We start from the raw sequence: 25,891 nt of genomic DNA, 5'->3' as shown, positions 1-25,891 counted from the left end.
TAAAATAATGCCTGACACGATATTTCAGTAAGCGAGGAGGTAATTACTCAACGCATTTTCCATGTTTACAGCAATGCGTTAAATCTTTATTCCGAAGGAAATCCCGAGGCTTCTTCCATCCGAACTCCATATGCCTGCTCCCGGGTACATCGTCGGCCTTTTGGTAAAATACTGTTTGTCGGCTACATTATGAATGCCCATCCGCAGCGTATAATTTTGGCCAAACCGGATGGTAGCATTGATGTCCAGCAAACCATACGCAGGAACTTTGCCGACGGTTCCGTTTGCAGACGGCTCCACAGTGTTAAGCGGATTGGCAAAGCTGGAACTTACATAGCTGTACTGACAGGTCAGTGACAGCTTTTTATATAAAAGCTGCATGCCGTTTCGCGAAATCCAGGTGGGAACGCCCTCTACTTTGTTACCGGTTATGCCGGCATTTTCATTGTTTGCAACGGCACTTCCTTTTATGTACACGGCATTGAAAAAGGATGTGGAAGTAAAAAAAGAAAGCTCCGTCGAAACAGAATTTGTGGTAATGTGAACGGGTACGATCTCTATATATGCTTCTACGCCCCGGTTCCGGGTGTTGCCCGTTGTGGTCCTTAAAAGATACGCCTTGCCGTTTTCACGCACCGAAACAGTTCCCATTCTGTTGTTGATCAGTACCTGAAAAAGCCCGATATCATATTTCAGTCTGTTCCGGACGTTTCCGCTGATCCCCGCCTCAAGGTTGTAACCATACGCATCTTTCAGGTTTTTGTCCACGCGTTCCAGCACAGAACCCGGAATGATATCTTTGAATACGACCGGCCTGTACGCCTGCGAAAAGCCTGCATAAATCCGGTTTTCGGCATTGATACGATATTGGGAACTGATCCCGAACAATGGAAACTGGTGTTTTATTTTATCCGGAAAATTTTCCGCATCGTAATAACTGATCGTTCCCGTCATGGCTGTACCGCCGTTTTCGATCCGGAAGCCGGGCGACAAACTAAGCTTGGGCGTCAGGTAAATCAGGTTTTCCAGAAAGAAAGCAATGTTGCTGGTTTTCATAAAAAGATTTCGTCCAAAAACCGGATCCGTAAGCGTCAGGTCAAAATCGCTGCCAGTCGTTCCTTTTCCCAACTGTCTCCTGTGCAGTTTGTTATGCATGTACTGAACACCGGAAGAAAGTATATTTCTGAATCCTGCCAGTTCGTACGAATGCATAATCCGCAGCTCGGACGTAAAGCTTTTGAAATTGTCAATATCAACTTGCCGCGCCTTGTAAGAACCCGTTGAAGTGTTGACCGTATCCGGAATATTGGCAAATGCGTCGAACATCACGCTGTTCCGTGCACCGTAAACGCCGGAATTCGTAAATTTCAGGATCGTGGCAGAACTCAGTTTCCAGTCCAGCACAATAGACGGAATGTAAATATCCGGATTAAAGTAATTCCGTGACCGCGTTGCCTGACGCGGGTCTGTCGCAAACATAGCATCCGTTAAAGGGCCCGGAATCTGATAAATGTACGAAGAGCGTCCGAGTTCCGCATGTAACCGCAACGATTTGCTGAATGCGTAACTCAGGCTGACAAACTGGGATTGTGCGTCTGATTTTGAGTTTTTCCGGTATCCGTCGGAATGCCTTTTCTGATAATAAGCGGAATAGGTTAATTTTCCGGTTTTACCGCCAATGGCATTATAAGAACTGAAAAGTCCGAAAGAGCCGGCTGAATTGATGGTTTCAAATGCAAAAGCTTTGGTTGTATCCGGACTTTTGGTAACGTAATTGATCATTCCTCCGAACTGGGCGCCATATTGCAGCGAAGAAGTCCCTCTGACCAGCTCAATGCGCTCAATGGATTCCATGGCCGGACTGTAATGGCTGGCCGGATAACCGTACATGTCGGAATTTGTAATAATGCCGTTTTGACGAATGTTGTATTCCCACGAACGGTGCGGGTCCAGTCCGCGTGTTGAAATGTTGATCTGGTTTCCGCTCCCGTCCATATCGTACACGAAAACGCCGGGGATTCTGGCAAAGATCTGCCTGCCTGTTTTTTCGGTTATATTGCCGTTGACACCGTCCATATTGATAACTTCATTCTTTTTACCCGCAGTAATGAAAGCATTATGAATGTCCGGAAGGCGTTCGGTATGGATTACATTTTTTCTTTCCTCAACAGTTACTTCATTAAGCTCCAATGTCTTGCTGTAATCTTTTCCGTTATTTTCCTGTGCTTGCGCAAAACTTGCAGCCTGAATGAATTGGAACAGTAAAATAAGTACCGGAAATAAATTTGTTCTCATTGTTTATTGAAAATGACTTGATGTCTGAATTCCGTATTGTTCTGTATCAGGGTGAAAAGTTCGCCAGCTATGCCAGAATTCCTGATATGCATTAATCCGTTTCAAGTCCTTGCCGGAGCCCGAAATGCGTTTTCCCAGAAGATCATAGGATGCATGGTCTGTAAACAGTGTATCATTTCTGATTTTCAAAGTATTAGCAACATTGCCACGGTCAAATGCAAAAAAACTCCGGTTATCGGCAGCGATGACAAGTGCAACCGGAACCGCACCGACCTGATCATTGACAATCCTTTCTTTTTGGAGCCGGTTCCAGTCAAAGGCCTTGGACTTTTCTCCTGCTTTTATGCCTACCACCCACGATTTTTCTTTCCAGGAAAGGGTATCCGTCCGCGTCAGCTCCGACTTGCTTTTGCCGCTTTCATACCGGCTCATGGAATCGTATTTTGCCTGATAAAGAGGATCGGGCTGCATTATTTTGCTGTCGGGATGCATTTTTATCCATTGTGCAAGCGTGGTTTGCGTACTGGCCAGTTCAGGAAGCAATTGGCCTTTCAGCGGCCCGGCAATGGCTTCGCCGTTTGCCTGCCGCCACCAGCTTCCGGTAGTTGCATCCTCGAACATGGCATTGAAATGATCCATTCCCACAAGCCGGAAAGTTTCTTTTTTGCCATTGACGACCGGCTCAAAAACCCTTCCGGTCCGGCATACCGTACAATAAGTAACAATGACCGATTTCCCTCCGATTACATCCTGAACCTGATGATGATAGCCGATATACTGGATCGGATACGCCTTTGCATCCCCGTTTTCCGCAATGCCGATAACGAGCCGGCCGTCAGCAACCTTGTTCATAGATGCATTGTGAAGCACAACTTCTCGCGGCTGGTAAAACATGGTATCGGCAGCCATTTGGTAATTGGCAGCGTATGTAATGGCAGTCACAACCAGAATCAAAACCAGCGAAACCCACTTTGTCTTTCCTGAAAATACGGAAAAGGCCCCCGCGACAATCATGATCCAGAACAAGCCCCGAAACGCCCAGCGCCAGTTGTGCAGAAAGTAGGCAAGGTCAACACTGTTCATCTGCTGGCTTCCCGGCATGGGCATAATGAAGTAGACTTTTGCAATTTCATACAGGATAATGCCTGTAACCCCCAGGTAAAAAATTGCTTTCATATGATTATATCTAATTGGTAATTATGGAGCTTTGACTTTTCAGAAGAAAAACATGAACAGTACAACCGGAAAAAATATAAAGAAACGGATCCGCCATCCGGCAGATCCGTTTGCCAGATTATTAACCTATGATAATATATGCTGAATTGACGGCTTCCCGCTCGGATATTCTGAAACCGGAATAAAGGTTATAGTGACACCATGTTTGTTACAAAACATTGCCTTGCATGAACGGAAATAATGTGCCGGATAGCAGGTAAATTCCTGATGCATGTATGCACATGGCATCTGCAAAGAAATTGCTTTCAGGATTTACTGTAAAAAGAATTGACTAAGCCAGATCCGGAGGCGGAGATGGAATGACGGAATGCCTTTCAGGAAGAAAGGAATGAGAATGATTATAGCTGCAATTGTTTGATTCAGTCCATTCAAGCACGTAAAAAGTATGCATACGGCCGGAAACCATGTATTCTTTCAGGAAATTTTTCAAAACATGCGCATGCTGATCATTACGGGAACCGGCAGCCGTACCCGTAACCTGATCATTGATTTTGGAAACAAGGTCGGTAAATCGGTCCCTTGCATTCTGATCAAATTTACATTGCACATACAGTGTGTCATTGATAAGCTGCTGGCTTTTCATCTGATAAAAACGGCCTTCATGTTCGATCTGGCCTTCTGCCGGTTCGGGCGCATCCCAGTTGTTCTGATAAGGAACGGAAACGGGAACCTTGATGATGATATTTTCGGAAGCAACGGACTGCTGAACAAGATCTTTTCCCGCATTACTGATGACATGCCGCTCTTCAGACAAGTAGACTATGGAATAGCCCACCATGTTATAAAGCAGCAGCCCCAATAATAATATGGAAATAATCCTGCGCAATGTTAAAATAATAAAATTTTATGAGATAATGCAAAATTATAAAAAGCTGTATGAAAACCCAGTCATATCAGCTATTTTATTTTACATCCGGTTGTTACGAAATTTAAAACGAGTTGTACCTTTTCACCGGATTTCCAATCAGTTTAATTATCAGCCATTCAATAAAGTTTGATATATGCCTTTTATCAATTTTAATACAAACAAGGTCATAAAGATCTGGGACGGCATTTACGGCACGCTTTCGCATTCGGAAAAGCAGACTTTCGGCCACCTGACCATTGATGCGGGCACTGTGTTGCCTGCACACAGCCATTTTCACGAACAATGGTGCCATGTGCTGGAAGGGGAACTGGAGTTCGATATCGAAGGTGAAAAAATGAACCTTACTAAAGGAATGACGGCCTATATTCCATCCAACGCGGTGCATTCCGCAGTAGCACATACGCAGTGCAAGGTAATCGATTGCTTTACGCCGGCACGTGAAGATTTCATTGAGCTGGAAAAACAGATTTTATAATATCCGTCCGATCCGGATTTTCAGGTGATTTATTAAAAAGTAAAACCGGATAAACAACACGTTTGCTGTGCTTTTATCCGGTTTATTTCTGAATCCGGCGGATTGAAAATTCTTTTAAAGATAGAATCATGTAGCAAAGTTAAGTTCTAGACCAGTTCCTTTTCGAATTGCATTCCAATCTGGGCCGGCGGAAAGCTTACAATCCGGTTGAATTCAGCTACAGTCTGATTGATATGTCTCTGGGAAATTCCGCTGTATTCCAGCAAAATGGATTTGGCCTGCTGCGTTCCGGACCTTTTCATTTTCCAGTATTGCGGATGATTGATCCCGATCGGCGCCCGGAAATACTTTTCTCTGGGTTCCCGGACCAGTATCTCGTAATCGGTACTCAATTCCGGATTATCGTTCAGAAAATACCCTTTCACAATGACTTTAACTTCTCTGCCGCTTTTCAGCTGGAAAATTTTTTCGTGTATCATAACGGTTTTGTTTAAGAATGGACTCATTTGTAAAAAATCAGTTGAAAGCTGCCTGCTTTTTATTTCCGTTTTCAGCATCAGCAAACGATAAAATGACCTTGCAAACTTTGTCACACAAAACCGTTTTTTCTTAAAATGATTAGTAAACGGTTGCCCTACTTAGCATACGGTCGTTTTTGCTCTTTTATTGGTTTACAAATCATTTATTCCACAATGTGACCTACAAACTGCGCCGTATTATCCAGAATTTTGCCGCCTCTCCGAAAGCCCAATCCGCAGGCTTCCCCGGCATAGAAAACTCCGGCCTGATAAGAAAAGCCTGCCGCGTCCGTCGGGAACCTGATGTATTCCTGAAAAATTTTATTCTGGGTATCGTACTCACCTTCAACGCTTTCCAGCACTTCTCCGCCTTTTTCAAGAATGGACACGTTTGCTCCTTCCCTGCCGAACAGCACTTTGCTTACCGACTGCTTATGCGGCAAAGCGTATCTTTCTGTCTGCAGCAAGAGCGGATGATACGGATAAAGGTCCCAGAGAATTTTCAGAATGTATTTGGACTGGAAAAGCAAAGTATACGCAGGATTCAGGATAAGCGCCTTTCGTGTCCTGACAATATCCGTTAGCATGGCCGCAAGCTCCGGTTCGTCATTTCCGATGTACTCCCACGGAACGAGTTTGAACCAGAAATCAAAGCGGATGAAATTGCCTCCATCGGACTCAAACTTGAAAATGCCTTGTCCGTTTGAAAACTCCACTTCATCCACATAAGCGAAATCCGTATCGAACCCGGCTTCCTTTGCTGCTTCCGCGAGCAGATTCACATTGGTGTCATCCTCCGCATAACCCCGCATGGTCGAAAACAGAATGGACGGATTAAGATCATTGTTGATATCTTTCAAAAACCGGAACTGACTGACCAGCGTTTCATAAACCGTATTGAACTGCATCGAATCGTCCAGCCCGTTCATGCGCAGATGCGCCCATTGCACCACGGCAGTTTCGGGTATGCAGGTTGCAGTATCAGCATTGAATTCAATCAGTTTGACGGGCTCATTATCAATGCCTCCCGCCAGGTCGAAACGCCCGTACAAATGCACATGCCGGTCATCAATCCAGGAAGTTCTGATCAGCTCCACCAGATTTTCGGGTATGCCCATCTCTTTGAAAAGATTGTTGTCAATGACATATTGCCCGGCTTCGATCAGCATGTCGTACAGGGTTCCTGCCGCTTCGTAATATTGGTTGGCCAGTTCCTCGGAAATTACAACCATATCACTGACCACATAAGGAGATGTATCCGTTCCGAGCATCCAGTTCCAGCCTACATTCTGAAGCGCCTTTTCCGGATGATTGGAAAGGGTTTTTAATTTTATCATGATTTTGGGATTGTTGCTTTTATGGTTATCCTCCGCTTCTGCCAGCCGAACGGCCGAAGAATCCGCTTCTGCCGCCGGCCGGCCGGGAATTCACCGTTCTTGTGGTCCTGGAAGCATTTACTTGCTGTGCTACACTTTGTGACTTGTTATAAGTAGCAGGATTGCTGTAAACAGACCTTGCATAATTCCCGTTGTCCTGGTTTCGGTAATTGTTGATGTACCCGTTATTCATAGATCTGCCGAGAAAATAGCCCATGCCGCCGTACAAAAGCATGCTGGACAATCCGCTGTGATGCCCGACATAGGAATTGTTGTTCTGGATATCCTTGTCGATCAGAGCTTTGGCCGCTTCGGTACTCAATGAATCCGTATGGCCGTCCAGATAAGTTACAATGGCCATGGATTTGTCGGCATCCACGCTTTCTTCATCGGTAATTTTGAATTCGCCGGGTTTAACTTCCTTGATATGCGAACGGACTCCTTTTGTATAGGCCGTTTCTTCATAACTGTAAGCCGACTCGTCTTCTTCATTGGAAGAGCAGCCCGTCATCATTCCCGAGGACAGAATAGCCAGTGCAAGTGCGCCGCCGATACTGATATCTTTAGCCCTTTTTATAAAAGAACCTTTTCGTAATTGCGTCATAATATCTGATTTAGGATGAAGAACAGTTCAAAAATAATTCCAGAACAGTGTTAGATGAACACAATTTGTTCGAATGGTCTGTTTTTCAAGGTTAAAAATCCTGTCTTCATTTGAACGGCTCTCGTTCATAAACAAAATAAAAGCATAACCCGCCTGAAACCGAGGTTATGCTTTTCGGATTGAATAATCATTTCAGCTAAAATGCGATCAGGCTTTTTTGGAAATTTTTTCAAGCGCGCCAACCAGTTTGTCCAGATCGCTCCGTTTCGTGTACACATGGGGCGTAACGCGGACACAATGAATGTTTTCCCAGTTAATGCCAACGGTATGGATCTGATAATCGCGCATCAGTCTGCTGTCGAGTTCTTCCGGCTTCATGCCGTCGATGCTTACGCCTGCAATAGCGCATGAATATTCCGGTTTCAGCGAAGTATGGATTTTAACACCCGGAATCTGCTGCGCTTGTTCCGCCCAATATTTTTTCAGATAATGCACACGTTCCTGTTTTCTTTTGGAACCGATTCCCTCCTGAAAATTAATGGCTTCACCGATGGCCTGCTCGATGCAGAAACTTCGCGTTCCCAGCGTTTCAAATTTCCGTATATCGGCACTTTTAGGCTGACTGTTGCATAGCAGCGGCCATATTTTTTCAATTTTGTCTTTTTTAACCCACATCATCCCGCTTCCGACCGGCGCGCTGAGAAACTTGTGCAGGCTGGTCCCGAAGTAATCGCATTCCAGGTCCGGGATTTTGAAATCGAGCAGCCCGAAACTGTGCGCGCCGTCCACAACGACTTCAATTCCTTTGCTGTGCGCCATTTGGCATATTTTCTTCACCGGCATAATCTGCCCCACCCAGTTGATGATGTGCGTTACGTGGATAATCCTGGTATTCGGCGTAATGGCATCCGCGTAGGCTTTTACAATCTGCTCGTCGTTTTCAATGGGAAAGTCGAAAGACAGCTGCTTGTAAACTAGTCCGTCGCGCATCTCACGCTGTTTCCATGCCTGAATCATATTGGGATAATCCTGAACGGTACCGATGATTTCATCGCCTTTCTGCAGCGGCAAGCCGAAAATGATGGTATTCAGCGCTTCTGTGGCATTGCGGTTGATGGCAATTTCTTCTGCGTCGCATCCCGCCAGTTTTGCCAGATGCTGCCTCAGCGGTTCGCGGCCTTTGTCAATAATGCGCCACATATAATACGAAGGGCCCTGTGCGGCCGCCTTGTTGTATTTTTCAAGCGCTTCCTGCACGACAACCGGCGAAGGCGATACACCTCCGTTGTTGAGAATAATGATGTTGCTTTTGCTGGCCGTGTACGCGTCCTGGATCACGGACCAGTAATCTTCGTTATCCTCGCTGTTTTCATTCCAAAGTTTTTCAGCTTCATGGAAATCCGCAGCATGCAGTTCATTGAAAAGACTGTTGATACCAAAGGCGCCAACGCCAAGGGCTGCGCTCTTTTTGAAAAAGGACCGTCGGTTGTTCATAGATGTATTTTTCAGAAATAGTATTGGAGTGAGATACAATGTATTAATTATCTCCGTCAATCCCAATCATTCCGCATCCATACTGTCCTTTGTAACAGCGTTGATCATCCAGTTGTATGTATTGTAAGGTTCCGGAAGGCCATCGCTGTTGAGCTGAAGATACATGAGATGCAAATGCGTCGGCGAGCGCTTCTTGTACGCATTATACCCGGAACGCCCGACTTCGGCGATTTTGTCACCGGCTTTTACCCATTGGCCGGGCTGCACCTGAACGATGTTGTTGTGCGCATAGTAAAAAAGTCCGTCGAGGCAGGGATCGTAAATCCATATCCAGTTGCCGCCGCGCAGCTCGCTGTCGTATTTCCAGCCCGTTTCCGTCGCCAGCACAATGCCCGGACTGAATGACAGAATATCCACCGGCTTCCACGTCCGGTCGTCGAGGTTATCCTGATCTCTGTCGCGGATAAAAAGGTCGTGTGCCGGATGGCTTCCGCTTACTTCCCTGTCAAAAAGATCAAACCCGTTTGGCCGGTAACCTCTTCCCCGGCCGCCAATGGATTCACGCGGCAGATAGTCGCGGATGGGGTAAACAAAATAGGCAGAATCCACGGAAGGACACGAATCTCTCTGAAACGAAGCCCTCAGATTGCCCATGACAACCCGGAATGCATTTCTTGCGGAATCAGGCGAAATGTTTCCGTCCCGGATATCGAGCTGAAGCTGGTTAAAAGCGGCACAATATTCTGCTATTTCTCCGGATGGTACTTTCTCACTCGTCCAGGCAGATACAGCGATGATCAACAGGATTCCGGCAATTCTTTTTACTGACATTAACAACGGCTTTGACACCAATCCTTTTTTTTTCACTTATTTGAATCCGAAGAACGTTACCTTGTACCTTTAAAATAAAACAACGCAAATGTATTTGTTATACATTAAAAAAATGCAGTCAAATTCTTTAAGTCACAAACTCTAAATTACTTTAAAATGCAAAACCGTCGTTTTGGACGTACCGGCTGGCAGATCAGCGAAATAGGGTACGGAATGTGGGGACTTGCCGGCTGGACCGGCTCGGACCGCAAAGAAACAGATGACTCTCTGAATCTGGCAGTGGAATCCGGCGTAAACTTTTTTGATACCGCCTGGGGATATGGGGAAGGTTTGAGTGAAAGGATTCTCGGAGACCTTATCAAACGCTATCCGGACCGCAAGCTTTATGCAGCCACCAAAATTCCGCCTAAAAACAGGAAATGGCCGTCCAGACCGGAATTTACGCTGAAAGAAGTTTTTCCGGCCGACTACATTGTGGAGTATACCGAGAAAAGCCTTAAAAACCTGGGTACCGAGCAAATCGATCTTCTTCAGTTCCATGTCTGGGAAGATGGCTGGGCGCAGGAAGACGAATGGAAAGAAGCGATCCAGAAACTGACGAAAGAAGGAAAAGTGGAACGCTGGGGAATCAGTATCAACCGTTGGGAACCCGACAATGCGCTGGAAACACTGAAAACCGGATTGATCGATGCCGTTCAGGTTATTTACAATATTTTTGACCAGGCTCCGGAAGACAATCTTTTCCCGCTCTGCAGAAAAATGGACATCGGCGTTATTGCACGTGTGCCTTTTGATGAAGGAACGCTGACAGGAACGCTGACGAAGGAAACCACTTTTCCTGCGGATGACTGGCGCTCTACTTATTTTGTCCCTGAAAACCTGAATTCCAGCGTGGATCATGCCGAGGCATTGCGCGCGGACTTGCCGGAAGGAATGACAATGCCCGAACTTGCGCTGCGCTTTATCCTGAACAATCCGGACGTTCACACGACGATCCCGGGCATGCGGAAACTGCCGCACGTCAGATCAAACGTTGCCGTAAGCGACGGACAATTACTGTCAGCCGAAACAGCAGAAAAGCTGAAACAGCATCGCTGGGACCGACAACCCACCGAATGGTCTCAATAGCAAATAATAAAAAACCTCGCCGTAACTGACGAGGTTTTTTTATTTATCTGAATAAATTTCTGTCAAACGAAAATCGCCCCGGCCCTGTCAGAAATAGCGTTACATAAGAAATCAGAAATGAAAGTCCGTGTTCCTTTTTGTCAAAGGTATCCTGCGCATGAATGATAAAAATGGCTACAAGCATGGTTATGATCAGCGGAATGAGCGCTGCACGGGTTACAAGCCCGAGAATCACCAGAATAGAACATACGAATTCTGCGAATATGGCCAGGATCAATGAAAATTCCTGGCCCAAACCAATCGGATCTGCAAAAGAGGAATCGCCGCCCATGTAGCCTTTGAGCTTGGCATAGCCGTGTGTCAGCATTAGCAACGACATACCGACTCTTAAAATCAGAATGCCTGAATCGGCGGAAGCCGGAAGCTTGACGGGTCTCAGAAAGTTTCTCAGCATAATTAACTCTGTTAGTGTTCATAAAAGCCTTGCGGAAAGCACGATAAAACTTTTCAGGTTTTATGGTTATCGCAGGCAACGTGACGGACATTATATACGGTTTCAAAAATAAAGAAATTGTAACTTCCTTGTACGTTTTTGATTACAGATAAATATTTTTAGATTTACCTAAATATATATCTAGATAAGGTAAAATAATAAATTAAAGTCATATGAAGCTTTATATACAACTGATATTCTGCCTTTTGTCATTCGATGCGACAGCTCAATTTACGCTATCCGGGAAAATCGCCATTGAAGGCCAGACCGAACCTGCATTTGGTGCTTCGGTCTATATTAATGAACTGAAAACCGGCACGACGGCGGACACGCTTGGAAATTACAGGTTAACGGGCATTCCGCGCGGTAGTTATACCGTAAAGATCAGTTACGTTGCCATGCCTGCGCTTACTGAAAAGAACGTGCGCATTGAACAAAATACGGTCCGTGATTTTACGATCAAATCAGGTGAAAATGCCCTGAATGAAGTTGTAGTAACAGGAACGATGCGGGAAGTTTCAAAACTGGACAGTCCGGTTCCGGTGGATATTATCACGGCAAAATTCATTTACAAAAACCCGGTCCCGAGCATTTTTGACGGATTGAGTTATGTAAACGGCGTGCGTCCGCAACTCAACTGCAACGTTTGCAACACCGGCGACATCCATATGAACGGACTGGAAGGGCCTTATACCATGGTTCTTATCGACGGCATGCCCATGGTAAGCGGACTTTCCACGGTTTACGGTTTGTCGGGAATCCCAAACAGTCTGCTGGAAAGGGTAGAAATCGTAAAAGGCCCCGCTTCGACGCTTTACGGTTCAGAAGCCGTAGGCGGACTGATCAATATCATCACAAAGAATCCGTCCAAAGCGCCTTTGTTTTCCGCAGACGTTTTCAGCACTTCATGGAGCGATTACAATGCAGACCTGGGCGTAAAATTCTCCGCCGGGCCAAAAGTCAGTTCATTGCTGGGAGTCAATTATTTCAATTACCAGAATCCTGTTGACAACAATAAGGACGGATTTACAGACCTTACTTTGCAGAACCGGATTTCGGTTTTCAACAAATGGTCGTTCAGCCTGAAAGGTAACCGACAGGCCAGCATTGCAGCCAGATATTATTATGAAGACCGCTGGGGCGGACAAATGAACTGGAACAAATCGTACCGTGGCGGCAGCGAAGTGTACGGCGAGAGCATTTATACCAAACGTTATGAAATACTGGGCAATTATCAGCTTCCGGTTTCGCAGAAAATCACGCTTCAGTATTCGTTCAGTTCGCATAACCAGAATTCGGTTTATGGAAATGTCCTTTTTAATGCCGACCAGAAAATCGCCTTTGCACAGTTTCTCTGGGACAAGGAAATCGGGAAACACAGCCTTTTGTTCGGAACGCCTTTCCGCTATACTTTTTATAATGACAACACGACGGCAACGCGCTATACGGACGGACAGGATCATCCGGACAAGATCTTGCTGCCGGGCTTTTTTGTACAGGATGAAATCAAATCGGGCATCCATTCGCTGCTGCTTGGCGCAAGGTACGATTACAACAGCCGGCACGGAAGCATTTTTACACCCCGAGTTGCTTATAAAATCAAACTGAATCAGACGGACGTTATCAGGCTTAATGTCGGACGCGGGTTCCGGATTGTCAATTTGTTTACGGAAGACCATGCCGCGCTGACGGGTTCGAGACAAGTGATCGTAAAAGAAGCGCTCAATCCGGAGCAGAGCTGGAATGCGAATATCAACTTTGTAAAGAAGATTGTGACGGGCAATTCGTTTATCGGCCTGGACGCTTCCGCTTTTTACACGTATTTCACAAACCGGATTCTGCCGGATTACGATACCAATCCGAATCAGATCATTTATGACAATCTGGACGGGTATGCCGTTTCAAAAGGAATTAGCCTCAACCTCGATTTCAACTTTCCTTTTCCGCTGAAAATCATGACGGGCGGCACTTTCATGGATAATTTTCAGAGCGAGAACGGCATTCGGTTCCGTCCCGTCCTGACCGAAAAATTCACGGGCGTATGGACTTTGACCTATGACATCCAGAAAGCAGGCATTTCCTTTGATTACACCGGCAACATTTACGGGCCCATGCGCCTGCCCATACTGAGCGAGGACGATCCGCGCGCAAGCGTTTCGCCGGTATGGTCTCTTCAGAATATCCAGATAACAAAGAAATTCAGTAACGGACTAGAAATTTACGGAGGCATCAAAAACCTGCTGAACTTCACGCCGCCGGCAAATTCCATCGCGCGCGCATCCGATCCTTTCGACAAAAATGTAAAATTTGACGATCATGGTCAGGTCATCGCCACGCCGGAAAATCCATACCGTCTGACCTTCGATCCGTCGTATGTTTATGCACCAAATCAGGGACTTAGAGGCTTTCTCGGATTAAGATATATGTTAAGATAAAATCTGCTAAATTGCACAAAAAACGTCAGCTAAAACGTTCTGGTATAATTATTCAAGGATGAAAAAGACATACAGTATTGATATTCATTGATTTGAATAATTATTAATTGTATATTTGTCTCATCAACTATTTAACACTACTTAATCATGGCATTAACAAAGCAGTTTGTAAAGAGCAAATCGGTTTACAAAGTTACATTTACAGTACCTGCGGAAGCAGCAGTTGAAGCTAAAAAAGTTGCTCTTGTGGGAGAATTCAACGGCTGGAATCCTGCGGAAGCAATTGCGCTTAAGAAACAGAAAGATGGTTCTTTCAAAGGAATTGTTGAGCTTGGAGCAGGTGAATATCAGTTCCGCTATATTCTGGATGACGAAAAATGGCAGAACGATCCGGAAGCTGACAAATTCGTTCCGGCAGGCGTTGAAGACACAGAAAATTCAGTTGTTGTATTGTAGTTAGCTGTTAGCTGTTAGCTGTTAGCTGTTAGCTGTTAGCTGTTAGCTGTTAGCTGTTAGCTGTTAGCTGTTAGAAGAAAAACCCGGGGTGTAAATGATTTACTCCCGGGTTTTTTATTTTTTAAACTTGCTGGATGTCTTTTGATTTAGATTGCGAAGTTGTCGCTTTCTACATAAGCTTTAATGAGGGCGTCTTCTCCTTCTTTTCCTTTTTGTGAGTTGCCGTGCTCCATTCCCATGATAAAGGATTTGTTCTCTTTCTTGCTTCTGTCGTAAATGTATTTGAAAATGTTTTTATAATTGATTTCTCCGGTTGTAGGCTCATTCCGGCCGGGCTCGTCCCCGATCTGGAAGTAATCAATTTCACTCCATGTTTTGTCAATATTATACAGAATGCGGCCTTCGTTTTTCTGCATGTGATAAATATCATAAAGGATCTTGCATGACTTGCTGTTCACGCCGCGGCATATTTCATACGTCTGGTCGGAAGTTCTCAGAAACAGGTTCGGCGAATCGCTCAGCGGTTCCAGCACCATGACCAGTCCATGCGGTTCCAGTATTTCGGCACCACGGCGCAATGCGTCAATTACGTTTCCGGTTTGTACGCCGATCGGAATGTTTCTTTCAAAATCGCCCGGAACAACGGTCATCCATTTGGCATTGACGCGCTTGGCCGTTTCCACCGCTTTTTTGCAGCCATTCAGGAAAATGTCGATGTATTCCTTTTTGCCGGCAGCCAATGTATTGGCTCCGTTTCCGCCTTTGTCCACTACAAACACGCCCATTTCCATTCCCAGGCGGGTCATTTCCCTGGCAATTGCTTCTTGCTGCTCCACAGGCCGGCCCATCATGCCGTTATCTTCCAAAGCCATAAAGCCCTGATCGGCCATGAATTTGAGCTGATCAATGACATCTTTTCCTGCACTGTTCTGAAACATGCCGAAGTGAGATGCATATTTCAGTTTGAATTTGTTTTTTGCCAATGGGGATGTTGCGAAAGCTTCTCCTGTTGCGATTGCTGCACCAGCGATTCCAAGTGAAGATTTTACAAAATTTCTGCGGAGCATATATTTTTAAGGTTTTGTTTACTTAAACATTAAAGAAGCGGCTTTATGAAATATACCCCAATTCTTTTCAGGAAACTTGGAAACGGCTAGTTTCCCTTTCTTTTCTTCCTTCTTTCCTTTCTGCTTTTCGGCTCGGCAGGCGCAGTAACCGTAACTTCCGGCTCCGGCGCGGGAAAATACGGCGCAAGCTGATTTCTGATATCTTCCCGGAACGCATTCTTGACGCCATTCAGTGCCGCTTCCTTGATTTCACCTTCCAGACGGCCGTCTTTCAGCAACTTCACAACCGCTTCTTCTCCCGGCCAGCTTGCACCCAGATATTCCGCCGCATTTTTCCGTACTGTCAGCGATTCGCTGTTATCCGTAACTGCCGCACGCAGCAGATTTACGGATTCGGAACTTCCTGCGGACTGGATGGAAGCAAGTAAAGCCGACTTCTGCCTGTCATTGAGCCTTGAAAACTTTTGCGTTACATACAAAATCCCGGCCTGTTTCAGCAACAGCCGGCCTGCATCACGGCCGATTACTTCATCGGATTTGTCCAGCGCAAGCCTGAACAGCCTTTCATTTTCCGATTCCAGTTCATACCTCGTCATCAGATCAATGTAATCTGCTGTTCCGTACGTTTCGTCCAGCAGCTTGTTCAGCGCGGTCAGCCCTTGTTGTGAATTGGTTACAAAAGATTTGTCCAGATGCAGCAATGCCAGTTTACTGACTTCAATCCGATCCGAAGAATTCACATTCATTACGTTCAGCAACGCCTGCGTTTTTTCGTATCCTGCGTGAAAAAAGTCGAATGCCCGGAAATACCGCAGCCTGTCTTTGAAACTGACCGTAGTATCCGCTGCAAGATTGGTCAGGTATGGAATGGCGCGTCTTGTTCTTGCAAGCCAGATAATGTCTTTTCCCGCATCCGTTGCTTCGGGGTTCGCTCCTGCCCTTTCCAGCCATGCCGGAAAAATGCGTTCCCATTGCTCAAAAGCGCCTATGCTCAATGCTTCCACCGACCAGCGGTCATTTCCCTTGTATTGTTTTGCAAGCTGCAGCCATACATCCAGCGCCTCGTAAGTATGATTATGGTTGATCGCCAGCGCACATTCTCTTCTTACCTGCGGGTCCGGATCGGAAGTGAGCCGCTTGATGTATTCGGTAGGATCGCTGTTCCGCTGCCGCACGGCTCTCAATGCCGTAATTCTCAGGTTCGGGTTCAGTTCGCGGAAAGCGATGTCGAGGTTGCGGTAATTAAACCCTTCGATATTGTTTAAAACCCAGAGTGCCCTTGCGCGCAGTTTCGGGTTCGCATTGTATTCACGGAAAAGATTTTCAAGATACGGTTCTGCTGCCCAGCCGTGTTTTACGCAGGCATTCCACGCCATGTAACGCATGGACAAATTGGGGCTGCGCAATGCCTTTACGGCTTCTTCGGGAATAGAAAGGTCATAAACCGGAATGTTGTAAGGTACGCCTGCCGGCGCAATGCGAAACAGTCTTCCCCGGCTTTTATCCTTCATTTTATGCGAACCAATTACGGGATCATACCAGTCGGAAACGATCAGCGAGCCGTCGGGTGCCACGCATACGTCCGTCGGCCTGAACCATTTGTCGCGCTTTCCTTCTGCAACCGGAATGATACCGTCCGATTTGTAACCGGCGCCACTGTTCCGGACCTGAACGGCGTTAATGCTGTTTTGGCCTGCATCGGCCAGCAAAATCTGGTCCCAGTAACGTCGCGGAAGCAATTCTCCTTCATAAACGGTTAGTCCCATCGGAAAACCGGAACCTGTTTCCAGCAAGTCGGGCACAACGCCGGGATCATTCTGGTGCCAGTGACGGCGCGGGATTTCATCTTCTACATTGGTCCTGTTGAGCCGCCAGCTTGCGCCTGTCATTTCATCAATATACCCGAAATTGCCGTTTTCCATAACATAGGAAACGCGGTCAGCGCCATTTCCCGGCTCTTCCTGATCTGGCTGCCACATGGTTCCGTAACTGTCCACGGCTACTTCAAAGCCGTTTCGGAAATTCTGCGCCAGGATTTCAACTTTGGTAAAATCCTGGCTGCACCTGAAAACCACGCCCTGTTTAAATTGCCTGAAATCAAGCGGCCTTTCGTATTTATCCAGCAAAGGACGGTCTTTGCCGTCTACAAGCTGCCTGCCGGCGTTTCCAAAATTAAAATAAAATTTTCCGTCCGGGCCGAATACAAAAGCATGTACGCCCGCATCGTTTTGGACGCCGCCGATTTCCTTGAAAAGCACCTCTTTTACATCCGCCTTGTCGTCTCCGTCCGTATCCGTAAAAAGCCAAACGTACGGACTTTGCGAAACAATGGCCTTGTTTCCCATGACCCAGATTCCCAGCGGTGCATTGATTTCGGCTCCCTGGTAAAAAACTTTGGTAACGTCCGATTTTCCGTCACCGTCTTTGTCTTCAAGGATCAGGATGCGGTCACCGACGCCGAGTTCGGACTTTCCGTTAACGGCAGGACGGTAATTATAGGATTCACAAACCCATACCCTTCCGCGATGGTCTACATCGATATTAATGGGGTTGATTACATCGGGCTCGGATGCAAAGAGCGTGGCTTCCAGGCCGTCGGCCATTTTGAGACCGGCGATGGCATTTCTGGAAAACCGTTTTTCAGGTTCGGAAAGTGCTGCATAGATGCTGTCGGGATCCGTAACGACGATTTCAGGAACAACAGTTACAGAATCAGCTGTTTGGCCAAAACCGCAGAAATTCAGCAGAAGGCAATGGACGGCAATGAATAGTGTGGATTTCTTAAAATGAATTGATTTCAAAACAGACTTTTATAATGCGGGATATTCAAACTCGCATAAAATTACCTGTTGTTTCGGGAATAATAAAATGAACTTGGAAGGAATGAAGCCGGATCAAAAATTAATCCTGTGAAATACAACTTTACGGCTGTATTTCACAGGACCGGCGTTCTTATTTCTTTCTCAGATTGCTCAGATAAGTCACCAGACTAACCAATTCTTCGGTGCTCATGGCGTCCTGCAATCCGGCCGGCATCATGGAATCATTCAGCTGTTTGATGGACTTTACCTGCGACATTTTGTATTCCTGCGTCGAGCCGCCGGGGAATTTCATGATCAGGTCGGTTTCTGTTTTGCTGGCGATAATGCCGGAAACTTCGGAGCCGTCTTTAAACTTCACTTCAAACCCTTCATACCCGAAACCAATTCCCGCACTTGGCTCGAAAATAGCCGCATACTGTGCTTCTTTGGGCAGCTTGCTTCCGATTTCAGACAGTTTCGGCCCGAAATCCATTCCTTCGCCGTTCACCTGATGGCAAACCGAACAGTAAGAAGAAAATACTTCCTTGCCTTTGGAAACACTGCCGTTCATGCCCACCAGTTCTTTCAGTTCAGGATGTTTTTTAACGACTATGCTTCCACCTTCCAGGTATTTTGCCGCTTCCATCTTGACCGATTTCCGCCATGCACCGCTTAATCCCTGCACTGCTGCAGTTTTCATTTCTCCTTCCAGCTTGTTTTCTTTAAGCAGTTCAAGCACTTCATCTTCACCGCTCATTGTACCGCCGAGTGATTTCACTGCAACCAGTCGCATACCGGCGGGATATTTTTTATCCAGCGATACCGTTTCCAGCATTTCCAGCGATTCCTTACTTCCGACACCTTTTAAAGCGGTCAGGATATTTTCACTTTTTTCGGCATCTTTTCCTTTGATCACATTCCAGACCAGCTCTGACCCGTTCTGTTTCATAAGCTGCGCTGCTGCTGCACCGCCTGTTCTGGTGGAAGCCTGCGCAATGGCAAGATCGAGCAAGCGGTTGTTTTCGGATTCCAGTTCGTAGCGCGCAACCAGTTCAAGGTAAAGAGCGGTTCCGTATGAAGCGTCCAGCAGTTTTTTAACTGCCGCCATTGCTTCCGGGCTTTGTTTTACAAAATCGGGATCCAAATGCCGCAATGCAAGTTCATTAATTTTGCTTTGATTGGCGGCACTCCCTTTCATGATCTGCAAAAGAGCCGTAGACTTTTCTTTTCCTCCCGGATTAAAATCAAATGCGCGGAAATACCGCAGTCTGCTTTTCAGATCCATATTCGGATCGCCAGCCAGTGAAGCCAGCAACGGAATTGATTCCTTGCTTCTGGAACGCCACACAATATCTTTTCCTGCTTTTGTCGCCACCGGATCGACGCCGGCTTCTGCAACCCATGCTTTGAAAAACGAATCCCATTGTCCGTCTGCTCCGATTCCCAGTGCTTCCAGATACCAGCGGTCCTGGCCGTCGTATTGCCGGGCAAGCGCGGTCCATAATGCCGGAGCTTCTGCAGATTTGTTATGATGAAGCATTAATGCACATTCTCTGCGGACCTGCGGTTCTTTGTCGTTCACAAGCATTTTGATATAGCTTGTCAGATCTGCATAATTGGTTTCGCTTGCAGCACGCAAAGCAGCGATCCGCATATCCGGGTTGCTGTCTTTTATGGCGGTATCAATGGCTTTTTTGCCAGCCTCCGGCGATTTGCTCAGCATCCACAAAGCCCTTGCACGCATACGCGAATTGGCTTTCGGATCATTGAACAGTTTTTCCAAAGCAGGAACAGCCGATGTGTTCATTTTTTCCAGTGCCTGCCATGCAAGATAACGAACTGATAAGTTGGGGCTTTGCAAAGCAGTAACAGCGCCTTCAGGCGTGGAAAAATCATTTTTCGGAATACGGTAAGGCGTATTGGAAGGTGCTATCCGGAACAAACGGCCTCTGTTCTGGTCTCCGGCCTGATGCCCGCCTACGCCCGGATCGTACCAGTCGGAAACAATCAGCGAGCCGTCCGGCGCCACGCATACATCCGAAGGCCGGAACCATTGATCGCGTTTGCCGTCCACAAGATTAACGATTTTGGCAGAATAGCCTGCGCCAGCCTTTTGAACAGGATATGAACGGACTACGTTGTGACCGGGTTCGCAGTGAATCATCTGATCCCAGAATGCTTTCGGCAAAAGACGGCCTTCGTAAATGACCATTCCGGTCGGCGAACCGGAGCCGGTCTGCAGCAAGTTCGGGACAACGCCGGGATCGTTCAAATGCCAGTGACGAAACGGAATGGAATCCTCCATATTGGTACGGTTTGCACGCCAGCCTGCGCCGGTCAGTTCATCGGTATAGCCGTAATTTCCGTGCTGCATTACGTAATTGATCCTTACGCTTTTATTGCCGTCATCGTCATTGTCGGACTGCCACATGGTTCCGTAGCTGTCAATAGCGACTTCATAATTATTTCTGAAATTATTTGCCAGTACCTCGATATTTTTAAAATCAGGATCGCAGCGAAACACCATTCCCTGTTTCAGCTTTTTGAAATCAATCGGTTCGCCGTCTTTTCCGACAATCGGCTTTCCTTTACCGTCAAGTAACTGGCCGCCCTCATTTCCGAAATTGAAATACAGCTTTCCGTCCGGGGCAAAAACAAAAGCGTGCATGCCATGATCGTGCTGCTCACCGCCGACGCCTTCAAAAATCACTTCTTTCTTATCCGCTTTGCCGTCATTGTTTTCATCCGTAAAAAGCCATACGTAAGGACTTTGGGATACGACAACTCTGTTTCCCATTACCCAGATTCCCAGCGGCGAATTGATTTCCTTTCCCTGATAAAAAACGGTTGTCTTGTCCGATTTCCCGTCCCCGTTGCTGTCTTCCAGGATCAAAATGCGGTCGCCTTCATCTTTGGTAGGATTGCCGTTAATGGCCGGACGATAATTGTAAGCTTCACAAACCCACACCCGGCCCAGATGATCGACATCGATATTCGTAGGATTGGTGATGACGGGTTCGGAGGCAAAAAGCGTGGCTTCCAGACCGTTGGTTACAGACAATCCGGCAACAGCATATTTCGGTGACCTTTTCTGCTCATCGGTCAGGTCTTTGTACAGGCTGTCCAGCACGGAACTCTGAAAAGTGCTCGGATTGGATCGCTGGTAAGTACTTACCATTAAACCCAGCAACATACAGCCGGCGGGAAAAAGCAATAAGGATTTTTTGAAGTTCATTTGGTAAAATAATTATGGACTGTATTGCAGCCGGTCTGCGCCATTCTTGAATAAAGATTACTAATTTTAGATCTATAAGAGTTTATCTACATGTCATTTACTATTATGAGCAAGACTTTTTTTTACGCCGCTGCCATTTGCATCTCATTGCAGGCCAACGCACAGACAGCCATTCCCGCAGCCGAAATCCAGATCAGAACAGCCGTGCTGGCAGCGCCGTCTGAAAAGCAGGAAGGAGCCAAAGTTTACGGCTATGCGCCTGACGGGACTTTTAAAATACTCCGGAACGGAACCAATGATCTGGTATGCCTTGCCGATGACCCGAAAAAAGAAGATATCAGCGTTTCGTGTTACCATGCGGACCTGGAACCGTTTATGGAGCGCGGCAGGATACTCAGCAAAGAAGGTAAAAACGCAAAGGAAATTTTTGACATCCGGGAAAATGAAGCCAAAAGCAAAAAGCTGAGCATGCCCAAACAGCCTTCCACTTTATACGTACTTTCCGGCACAAAAGACAATTACAATGCAGCCGACGGCACGTTAAAAAACAGTTACCTTCGCTATGTGATTTACATTCCGTATGCCACTGCGGAAAGTACCGGATTGCCGCTGAAACCCGATGTTGCCGGCATGCCGTGGATTATGGACCCCGGAACGCACCGCGCCCACATTATGATCAATCCCGCAAAACCCTGATTTTTTTATCTGGATTTTAAAATCAGAAACCGCCTTCAGAGAACGGAAGTCAATATTTTTAAGGTAGGTTAAAACCGGACGGTGCTTTTGCAGTAAAATCTTTTCCGATGAAAAAAGTTATTTCACTGCCGGTATTCTGCTGGCTAATGACAATAAGTATGGCTGTAACGGCACAAACCGAAACAATGAACCTCTGGCCGGAAGGCAAAATCCCCAATTTCAAAACGAGCAGCGTTGCTGAAAAATCCGAAACGGATGCAAGCAACATTTTGCGCATCAGCGGCGTAACCGTTCCGACCCTGACCGCCTATATTGCGCCTAAAGAAAATGCGACCGGAGCAGCCGTCATGATTTGCCCGGGCGGCGGTTACGGGATTCTGGCTGCATCGCATGAAGGCAGCGATTTTGCCAAATGGTTTAACGAACGCGGCATTTCTGCGTTTGTACTGAAATACAGGCTTCCGAACGAAAAAGCCATGACGCACCAGCATGAAGTTCCTTTGATGGATGCCATGCAGGGAATGAAAATGATCCGTCAGAACGCGGCCAAATGGAATATTGATCCGAACAAAATCGGTGTAATGGGCTTTTCTGCCGGCGGACATCTTGCTGCGACCCTTTCCACGCACTACAATATGGGCCCGAAAGCTTCGCAGGAATCCAAGCCTGATTTTTCCATTCTGCTTTATCCGGTGATTTCATTTCTGCCTTCCATTTCGCACGGCGGCTCGCGGGACAATCTGCTTGGCGCTGAAAAGTCGGACGAACTGATCAGATATTACTCCAATGAATTACAGGTCAGCGATCAGACGCCGCCGGCATTTCTCGTGCATGCCATGGACGACGGTGCCGTTCCGGTCGAGAACAGCATTGAGTATTATCTTGCACTGAAAAAACATAAAATAGCCGCTGAAATGCATTTATACCCGATTGGCGGCCACGGTTACGGCATGCGCACGGAAGGAAAAGGATCGCTTGCCAACTGGCCTGCGGCGATGGAAGGCTGGCTGAAATCCATGGGTTATATGAAGAAATAATGATAAGCCCTGATTTATCAATAGATTTGAACGAAAATTCAGTCTGTTGAACAAAGTCTTTGCCATGAATGCCGTAAACCGCTTTTTGATTAACCCGAAATCCATTCTGTTCGTATTTCTGGGCGTTGCAGTATTTGCCAGTCTGCAGTCCTATTTCGGAGGTTTGAAAAGTTTTGTGGAAGGTGGCCATCTTTATACGACTTACAACAATTACATCATTTTCAAACAGTCTTTCTTCCACCTGCTTGAAAACAAGGACCTGTACGCGCAATTCGTTGAAGAACAAGGCGACTTATTCAAGTACAGCCCGAGCTTTGCACTGATCTTCGGCATGCTTTCGATTCTTCCGGACGTTCTGGGACTTTCTTTATGGAACATTCTGAATGCATTCGTCTTGTTCTGTTCGGTGTATTATCTGCCGCGTATCGACATCCGGACCAAAGGGCTGATCCTCGTTTTTATGCTTGTCGAACTGCTTACTTCGGTGCAGAATGAACAAAGCAACGCGCTGATTGCAGGATTACTGATTTTCAGCTTTGGCTTTCTGGAAAGAGGAAAATACTGGATGGCCACTTTATGCGTGGTTTCAACGATTTTCATCAAAGTGTTCGGCATTGTTGCGCTGGCCCTTTTCTTACTTTACCCCAATAAGTTCAAACTGGCTTATACGACGGCTTTCTGGGTTGTATTTTTTACGTTTCTGCCGTTGCTTGTCATTGATTGGGAGCAGTTTGTCTTTCTTTATAAAAGCTGGGCGAATTTGTTGCAGAACGATCATTCCATTTCGGACGGACTTTCTGTGATCGGCTGGCTGAAATCGTGGTTTGGCTGGCAGGTGAATAAAACGTATGTAAGTCTGGCGGGCGTGGTGCTTTTCTGCATTCCGCTACTGAAAATCAGATCATACCAGAACTTTGTATTCCGGATTCTGATGCTTTCTTCCATTTTGGTCTGGGTTGTAATTTTTAATCACCGCGCAGAATCGCCGACTTTTATCATTGCGATCAGCGGCGTGGCGCTCTGGTATTACGCACAGTTTCCCAAAAAAGAAAACTATGCTTTACTTGTTCTGGCATTTGTGTTTACTGCTTTGTCACCGACGGATATTTTCCCGAAATTCATTCGCGACGAATGGATGAAACCCTATGTTGCAAAAGCAGTTCCGTGTATTCTGATCTGGGGAAAAATTATTTATGATATGCTATTCGGCAGGTTACTGCCAAGAGAAGAAACGGAAAAGGTATTATAAAAAAAAGCGTTGCAGGTATCGGATCTTGCCTGCAACGCATTCATATGTTTTCAATTCATCGCCACCAGTGTACGGCTCACTTCACTGACATCTTTCGTGGCAAGGCGTATGTATTTTACAATTCTTTCCTGATTATCCGAAATTTCCAGCGTGTAATTGCCGTCCTGTATTTCTGAAAAATTCAGTTTGCGGCCAAATTTTCTTGTCGCTTTTCCGATGTGTTCTTCATGCAGAACCTGACCTTTATCGTTCATCAGGCGTATTGCCATCCGTTCGCCCAACGCCTTTTCAATCAGGACTTTCATGGTCACTGTATTTCTGATCTGATACATTCCCATGCGGAAATTCCTGCAACTGTTGTTTTTGCATTCCGCTTTGGTTTCAACAGGAAGCGCGGAAACGTTGGAGCTTAGCAGCAAAATTCCGAAAGCTGCTGCAGCAAGTGATGTGAGCATTTTTTTCATGGCCGAACAAAGGTTATCAGTGAAAGTTTGGGATAATTTTCACCAATGATGCCTTCCTTTCAGGCCATGTTGCATGCTTTGTTTAAACGGTGAATTAAGGATGCTGAACGGTTTATCCTCCGATTGCAATCATGGTGCGGTTCTGCTCGTAGTCCGATTTGGCATGTTTTTCAGTGAAGCCTGCATGTCCGCCGTGAGCAAAATGTTTTTTATGAAAATGCGAATAGATCAAGGCACGAACGTCTTTTCCGGCGCGCAGCGGCGTCAGTAAATCGATTTCAGTCGTATCAAAAAGGCAGTTTTTCAGTTTTCCGTCAGCCGTCAGCCGAATTCGGTTGCACCCCGAGCAGAACGGGTGCGTAACGGTTCCGATAATCCCGAAAGTGCCTGCGCCGCCATTTACCTGAAAACGGTGTGCGGTATCCTGCAATTCTCCGGGTAATTTCTGAAAGTCAAAATGATTGCTGATACCGGAAAGCAGATCGTTGTAGGAAACAATTTTGGACATATCCCACTGATTGCCGTTGAACGGCATAAACTCTATAAACCGGACATGCAGATTGGGTTCGTCAACCGTAAGTCTTACAAAATCACTGACCTCGTCATCATTAATCCCGCGCATTACAACCATGTTGATCTTGACAACAAAACCTTCTGTCAGAAGCAACCGGATGTTATCCAGCGTTTTGGTAAAATGACTGCGTTTTGTAATGCCGGCAAACCGTTCTTCCCTCAAAGTATCCAGACTTACATTCAGCGAACTTACGCCTGCATCTTTCAGATTATTTATAAACTGATCGATCAGAACGGCATTGGTTGTAAGCGTAAGCGAAGCCGGCAATTTGCCAAGATCCGAAATAATATGGCCTGCATCTTTGCGGATCAGCGGTTCTCCGCCGGTCAGACGGATTTTATCCACGCCCATTTCTACAAATATGCCTGCAAGCATTTTAATTTCATCTGCCTGCATCAGCCATTTGGACGGCATAAACTGCATATCTTCCTGCGGCATGCAGTATGTACAGCGCAGGTTGCACTTATCCGTCAGCGAAATCCGCAGATAAGTATGCTTACGGCCAAATGTATCTACAATGGGCAATGACATGGATGGACTGGAATTCAAATGAGCAAAA

At 46.3% G+C, this 25,891-nt stretch carries 21 protein-coding genes; 7 read left to right on the top strand and 14 right to left on the bottom strand.

Annotated elements, in window-relative coordinates; translation table 11 throughout:
* Positions 1 to 78: 78 nt before the first annotated feature.
* From FEM33_RS21650 to FEM33_RS21640, 3 genes are all read right to left on the bottom strand, one after another.
* Positions 79 to 2,295 (bottom strand): TonB-dependent receptor family protein, encoded by a 2,217-nt coding sequence (locus FEM33_RS21650; protein WP_139014063.1) that lies wholly within the window; start codon positions 2,293 to 2,295, stop codon positions 79 to 81.
* 3 nt (positions 2,296 to 2,298) lie between these two features.
* Positions 2,299 to 3,471, bottom strand: a complete 1,173-nt coding sequence (locus tag FEM33_RS21645) for a DUF3179 domain-containing (seleno)protein (RefSeq protein ID WP_139014062.1) — start codon at positions 3,469 to 3,471, stop codon at positions 2,299 to 2,301.
* 331 nt (positions 3,472 to 3,802) lie between these two features.
* Entirely contained in the window at positions 3,803 to 4,357 is a 555-nt protein-coding gene (locus tag FEM33_RS21640) for a hypothetical protein (RefSeq protein WP_139014061.1), read from the bottom strand.
* Positions 4,358 to 4,532: 175 nt separating this feature from the next.
* On the opposite strand from FEM33_RS21640, the gene FEM33_RS21635 reads away from it, so the two are divergent.
* Entirely contained in the window at positions 4,533 to 4,874 is a 342-nt protein-coding gene (locus FEM33_RS21635; protein WP_139014060.1) for a cupin domain-containing protein, read from the top strand.
* 146 nt (positions 4,875 to 5,020) lie between these two features.
* On the opposite strand, the gene FEM33_RS21630 is transcribed toward FEM33_RS21635, so the two are convergent.
* The 5 genes from FEM33_RS21630 to FEM33_RS21610 form a co-directional block, all read right to left on the bottom strand.
* Positions 5,021 to 5,353 carry a hypothetical protein gene (locus FEM33_RS21630; RefSeq protein WP_139014059.1) on the bottom strand — a complete coding sequence of 111 codons (333 nt, stop codon included), beginning with the start codon at positions 5,351 to 5,353 and terminating at the stop codon, positions 5,021 to 5,023.
* 203 nt (positions 5,354 to 5,556) lie between these two features.
* Entirely contained in the window at positions 5,557 to 6,729 is a 1,173-nt protein-coding gene (locus tag FEM33_RS21625) for a glutathionylspermidine synthase family protein (RefSeq protein ID WP_139014058.1), read from the bottom strand.
* A 25-nt stretch (positions 6,730 to 6,754) separates the two neighbouring features.
* Complete coding sequence (locus FEM33_RS21620) at positions 6,755 to 7,372, bottom strand: Cj0371 family chemotaxis-regulating polar lipoprotein (RefSeq protein WP_139014057.1); 618 nt, start codon at positions 7,370 to 7,372, stop codon at positions 6,755 to 6,757.
* Between the two features lie 207 nt (positions 7,373 to 7,579).
* Positions 7,580 to 8,866, bottom strand: coding sequence for an aminotransferase class V-fold PLP-dependent enzyme (locus FEM33_RS21615; protein ID WP_139014056.1), 1,287 nt, complete (start codon positions 8,864 to 8,866; stop codon positions 7,580 to 7,582).
* A gap of 66 nt (positions 8,867 to 8,932) precedes the next feature.
* Complete coding sequence (locus tag FEM33_RS21610; protein ID WP_139014055.1) at positions 8,933 to 9,697, bottom strand: M23 family metallopeptidase; 765 nt, start codon at positions 9,695 to 9,697, stop codon at positions 8,933 to 8,935.
* Between the two features lie 156 nt (positions 9,698 to 9,853).
* Here FEM33_RS21610 and FEM33_RS21605 point away from each other — a divergent pair, with 156 nt between their 5' ends.
* A complete protein-coding gene (locus FEM33_RS21605; RefSeq protein WP_139014054.1) occupies positions 9,854 to 10,825 on the top strand; it encodes an aldo/keto reductase in 972 nt (323 codons plus the stop codon).
* A 43-nt stretch (positions 10,826 to 10,868) separates the two neighbouring features.
* On the opposite strand, the gene FEM33_RS21600 is transcribed toward FEM33_RS21605, so the two are convergent.
* Positions 10,869 to 11,279, bottom strand: coding sequence for a DoxX family protein (locus FEM33_RS21600; RefSeq protein ID WP_139014053.1), 411 nt, complete (start codon positions 11,277 to 11,279; stop codon positions 10,869 to 10,871).
* 212 nt (positions 11,280 to 11,491) lie between these two features.
* Here FEM33_RS21600 and FEM33_RS21595 point away from each other — a divergent pair, with 212 nt between their 5' ends.
* Positions 11,492 to 13,753 (top strand): TonB-dependent receptor, encoded by a 2,262-nt coding sequence (locus FEM33_RS21595; protein ID WP_139014052.1) that lies wholly within the window; start codon positions 11,492 to 11,494, stop codon positions 13,751 to 13,753.
* A gap of 147 nt (positions 13,754 to 13,900) precedes the next feature.
* On the top strand, positions 13,901 to 14,209 hold the full coding sequence (locus FEM33_RS21590; RefSeq protein ID WP_139014051.1) for an isoamylase early set domain-containing protein: 309 nt from the start codon (positions 13,901 to 13,903) through the stop codon (positions 14,207 to 14,209).
* A 146-nt stretch (positions 14,210 to 14,355) separates the two neighbouring features.
* Here the strand turns inward: FEM33_RS21590 and FEM33_RS21585 are convergent, their stop codons facing one another.
* The 3 genes from FEM33_RS21585 to FEM33_RS21575 form a co-directional block, all read right to left on the bottom strand.
* Positions 14,356 to 15,276, bottom strand: a complete 921-nt coding sequence (locus tag FEM33_RS21585; RefSeq protein WP_139014050.1) for a hydroxypyruvate isomerase family protein — start codon at positions 15,274 to 15,276, stop codon at positions 14,356 to 14,358.
* 86 nt (positions 15,277 to 15,362) lie between these two features.
* Positions 15,363 to 18,077, bottom strand: coding sequence for a PVC-type heme-binding CxxCH protein (locus FEM33_RS21580; protein ID WP_229214351.1), 2,715 nt, complete (start codon positions 18,075 to 18,077; stop codon positions 15,363 to 15,365).
* Positions 18,078 to 18,228: 151 nt separating this feature from the next.
* The gene (locus tag FEM33_RS21575; RefSeq protein WP_139014049.1) at positions 18,229 to 21,312 is read right to left on the bottom strand and encodes a PVC-type heme-binding CxxCH protein; all 3,084 of its coding nucleotides are present in this window, start codon (positions 21,310 to 21,312) and stop codon (positions 18,229 to 18,231) included.
* Between the two features lie 105 nt (positions 21,313 to 21,417).
* Here FEM33_RS21575 and FEM33_RS21570 point away from each other — a divergent pair, with 105 nt between their 5' ends.
* The 3 genes from FEM33_RS21570 (at position 21,418) to FEM33_RS21560 (ending at position 24,294) form a co-directional block, all read left to right on the top strand.
* Positions 21,418 to 22,008: a hypothetical protein gene (locus tag FEM33_RS21570; RefSeq protein WP_139014048.1), complete on the top strand. Its 591-nt coding sequence runs from the start codon at positions 21,418 to 21,420 to the stop codon at positions 22,006 to 22,008.
* A gap of 107 nt (positions 22,009 to 22,115) precedes the next feature.
* The gene (locus FEM33_RS21565; protein WP_374756446.1) at positions 22,116 to 23,045 is read left to right on the top strand and encodes an alpha/beta hydrolase; all 930 of its coding nucleotides are present in this window, start codon (positions 22,116 to 22,118) and stop codon (positions 23,043 to 23,045) included.
* A gap of 46 nt (positions 23,046 to 23,091) precedes the next feature.
* Complete coding sequence (locus tag FEM33_RS21560; RefSeq protein WP_229214350.1) at positions 23,092 to 24,294, top strand: glycosyltransferase family 87 protein; 1,203 nt, start codon at positions 23,092 to 23,094, stop codon at positions 24,292 to 24,294.
* Positions 24,295 to 24,344: 50 nt separating this feature from the next.
* Here FEM33_RS21560 and FEM33_RS21555 read toward each other — a convergent pair whose 3' ends face one another.
* Together FEM33_RS21555 and moaA are read right to left on the bottom strand one after the other, a co-directional pair.
* A complete protein-coding gene (locus tag FEM33_RS21555; RefSeq protein ID WP_139014047.1) occupies positions 24,345 to 24,758 on the bottom strand; it encodes a T9SS type A sorting domain-containing protein in 414 nt (137 codons plus the stop codon).
* 112 nt (positions 24,759 to 24,870) lie between these two features.
* Positions 24,871 to 25,863: a GTP 3',8-cyclase MoaA gene (moaA, locus tag FEM33_RS21550; RefSeq protein WP_139014046.1), complete on the bottom strand. Its 993-nt coding sequence runs from the start codon at positions 25,861 to 25,863 to the stop codon at positions 24,871 to 24,873.
* Positions 25,864 to 25,891: the final 28 nt, after the last annotated feature.

This window comes from Dyadobacter flavalbus (genome assembly GCF_006149045.1).
In the GTDB taxonomy this organism is placed as follows: Bacteria; Bacteroidota; Bacteroidia; order Cytophagales; family Spirosomataceae; genus Dyadobacter; species Dyadobacter flavalbus.
Note: the sequence above shows the minus strand (reverse complement) of the source record. Positions and strands in the feature narration are given on the sequence as shown.

What these genes read in the sequence shown, in the direction of transcription:
- FEM33_RS21635 (WP_139014060.1), top strand. Translation starts at nt 4,533, where the DNA reads ATGCCTTTTATCAATTTTAATACAAACAAGGTCATAAAGATCTGGGAC.
- moaA (WP_139014046.1), bottom strand. Translation starts at nt 25,863, where the DNA reads ATGTCATTGCCCATTGTAGATACATTTGGCCGTAAGCATACTTATCTG.
- FEM33_RS21625 (WP_139014058.1), bottom strand. Translation starts at nt 6,729, where the DNA reads ATGATAAAATTAAAAACCCTTTCCAATCATCCGGAAAAGGCGCTTCAG.
- FEM33_RS21605 (WP_139014054.1), top strand. Translation starts at nt 9,854, where the DNA reads ATGCAAAACCGTCGTTTTGGACGTACCGGCTGGCAGATCAGCGAAATA.
- FEM33_RS21620 (WP_139014057.1), bottom strand. Translation starts at nt 7,372, where the DNA reads ATGACGCAATTACGAAAAGGTTCTTTTATAAAAAGGGCTAAAGATATC.
- FEM33_RS21610 (WP_139014055.1), bottom strand. Translation starts at nt 9,697, where the DNA reads ATGTCAGTAAAAAGAATTGCCGGAATCCTGTTGATCATCGCTGTATCT.
- FEM33_RS21575 (WP_139014049.1), bottom strand. Translation starts at nt 21,312, where the DNA reads ATGAACTTCAAAAAATCCTTATTGCTTTTTCCCGCCGGCTGTATGTTG.
- FEM33_RS21595 (WP_139014052.1), top strand. Translation starts at nt 11,492, where the DNA reads ATGAAGCTTTATATACAACTGATATTCTGCCTTTTGTCATTCGATGCG.
- FEM33_RS21590 (WP_139014051.1), top strand. Translation starts at nt 13,901, where the DNA reads ATGGCATTAACAAAGCAGTTTGTAAAGAGCAAATCGGTTTACAAAGTT.
- FEM33_RS21650 (WP_139014063.1), bottom strand. Translation starts at nt 2,295, where the DNA reads ATGAGAACAAATTTATTTCCGGTACTTATTTTACTGTTCCAATTCATT.
- FEM33_RS21615 (WP_139014056.1), bottom strand. Translation starts at nt 8,866, where the DNA reads ATGAACAACCGACGGTCCTTTTTCAAAAAGAGCGCAGCCCTTGGCGTT.
- FEM33_RS21645 (WP_139014062.1), bottom strand. Translation starts at nt 3,471, where the DNA reads ATGAAAGCAATTTTTTACCTGGGGGTTACAGGCATTATCCTGTATGAA.
- FEM33_RS21600 (WP_139014053.1), bottom strand. Translation starts at nt 11,279, where the DNA reads ATGCTGAGAAACTTTCTGAGACCCGTCAAGCTTCCGGCTTCCGCCGAT.
- FEM33_RS21630 (WP_139014059.1), bottom strand. Translation starts at nt 5,353, where the DNA reads ATGATACACGAAAAAATTTTCCAGCTGAAAAGCGGCAGAGAAGTTAAA.
- FEM33_RS21570 (WP_139014048.1), top strand. Translation starts at nt 21,418, where the DNA reads ATGAGCAAGACTTTTTTTTACGCCGCTGCCATTTGCATCTCATTGCAG.
- FEM33_RS21565 (WP_374756446.1), top strand. Translation starts at nt 22,116, where the DNA reads ATGAAAAAAGTTATTTCACTGCCGGTATTCTGCTGGCTAATGACAATA.
- FEM33_RS21555 (WP_139014047.1), bottom strand. Translation starts at nt 24,758, where the DNA reads ATGAAAAAAATGCTCACATCACTTGCTGCAGCAGCTTTCGGAATTTTG.
- FEM33_RS21585 (WP_139014050.1), bottom strand. Translation starts at nt 15,276, where the DNA reads ATGCTCCGCAGAAATTTTGTAAAATCTTCACTTGGAATCGCTGGTGCA.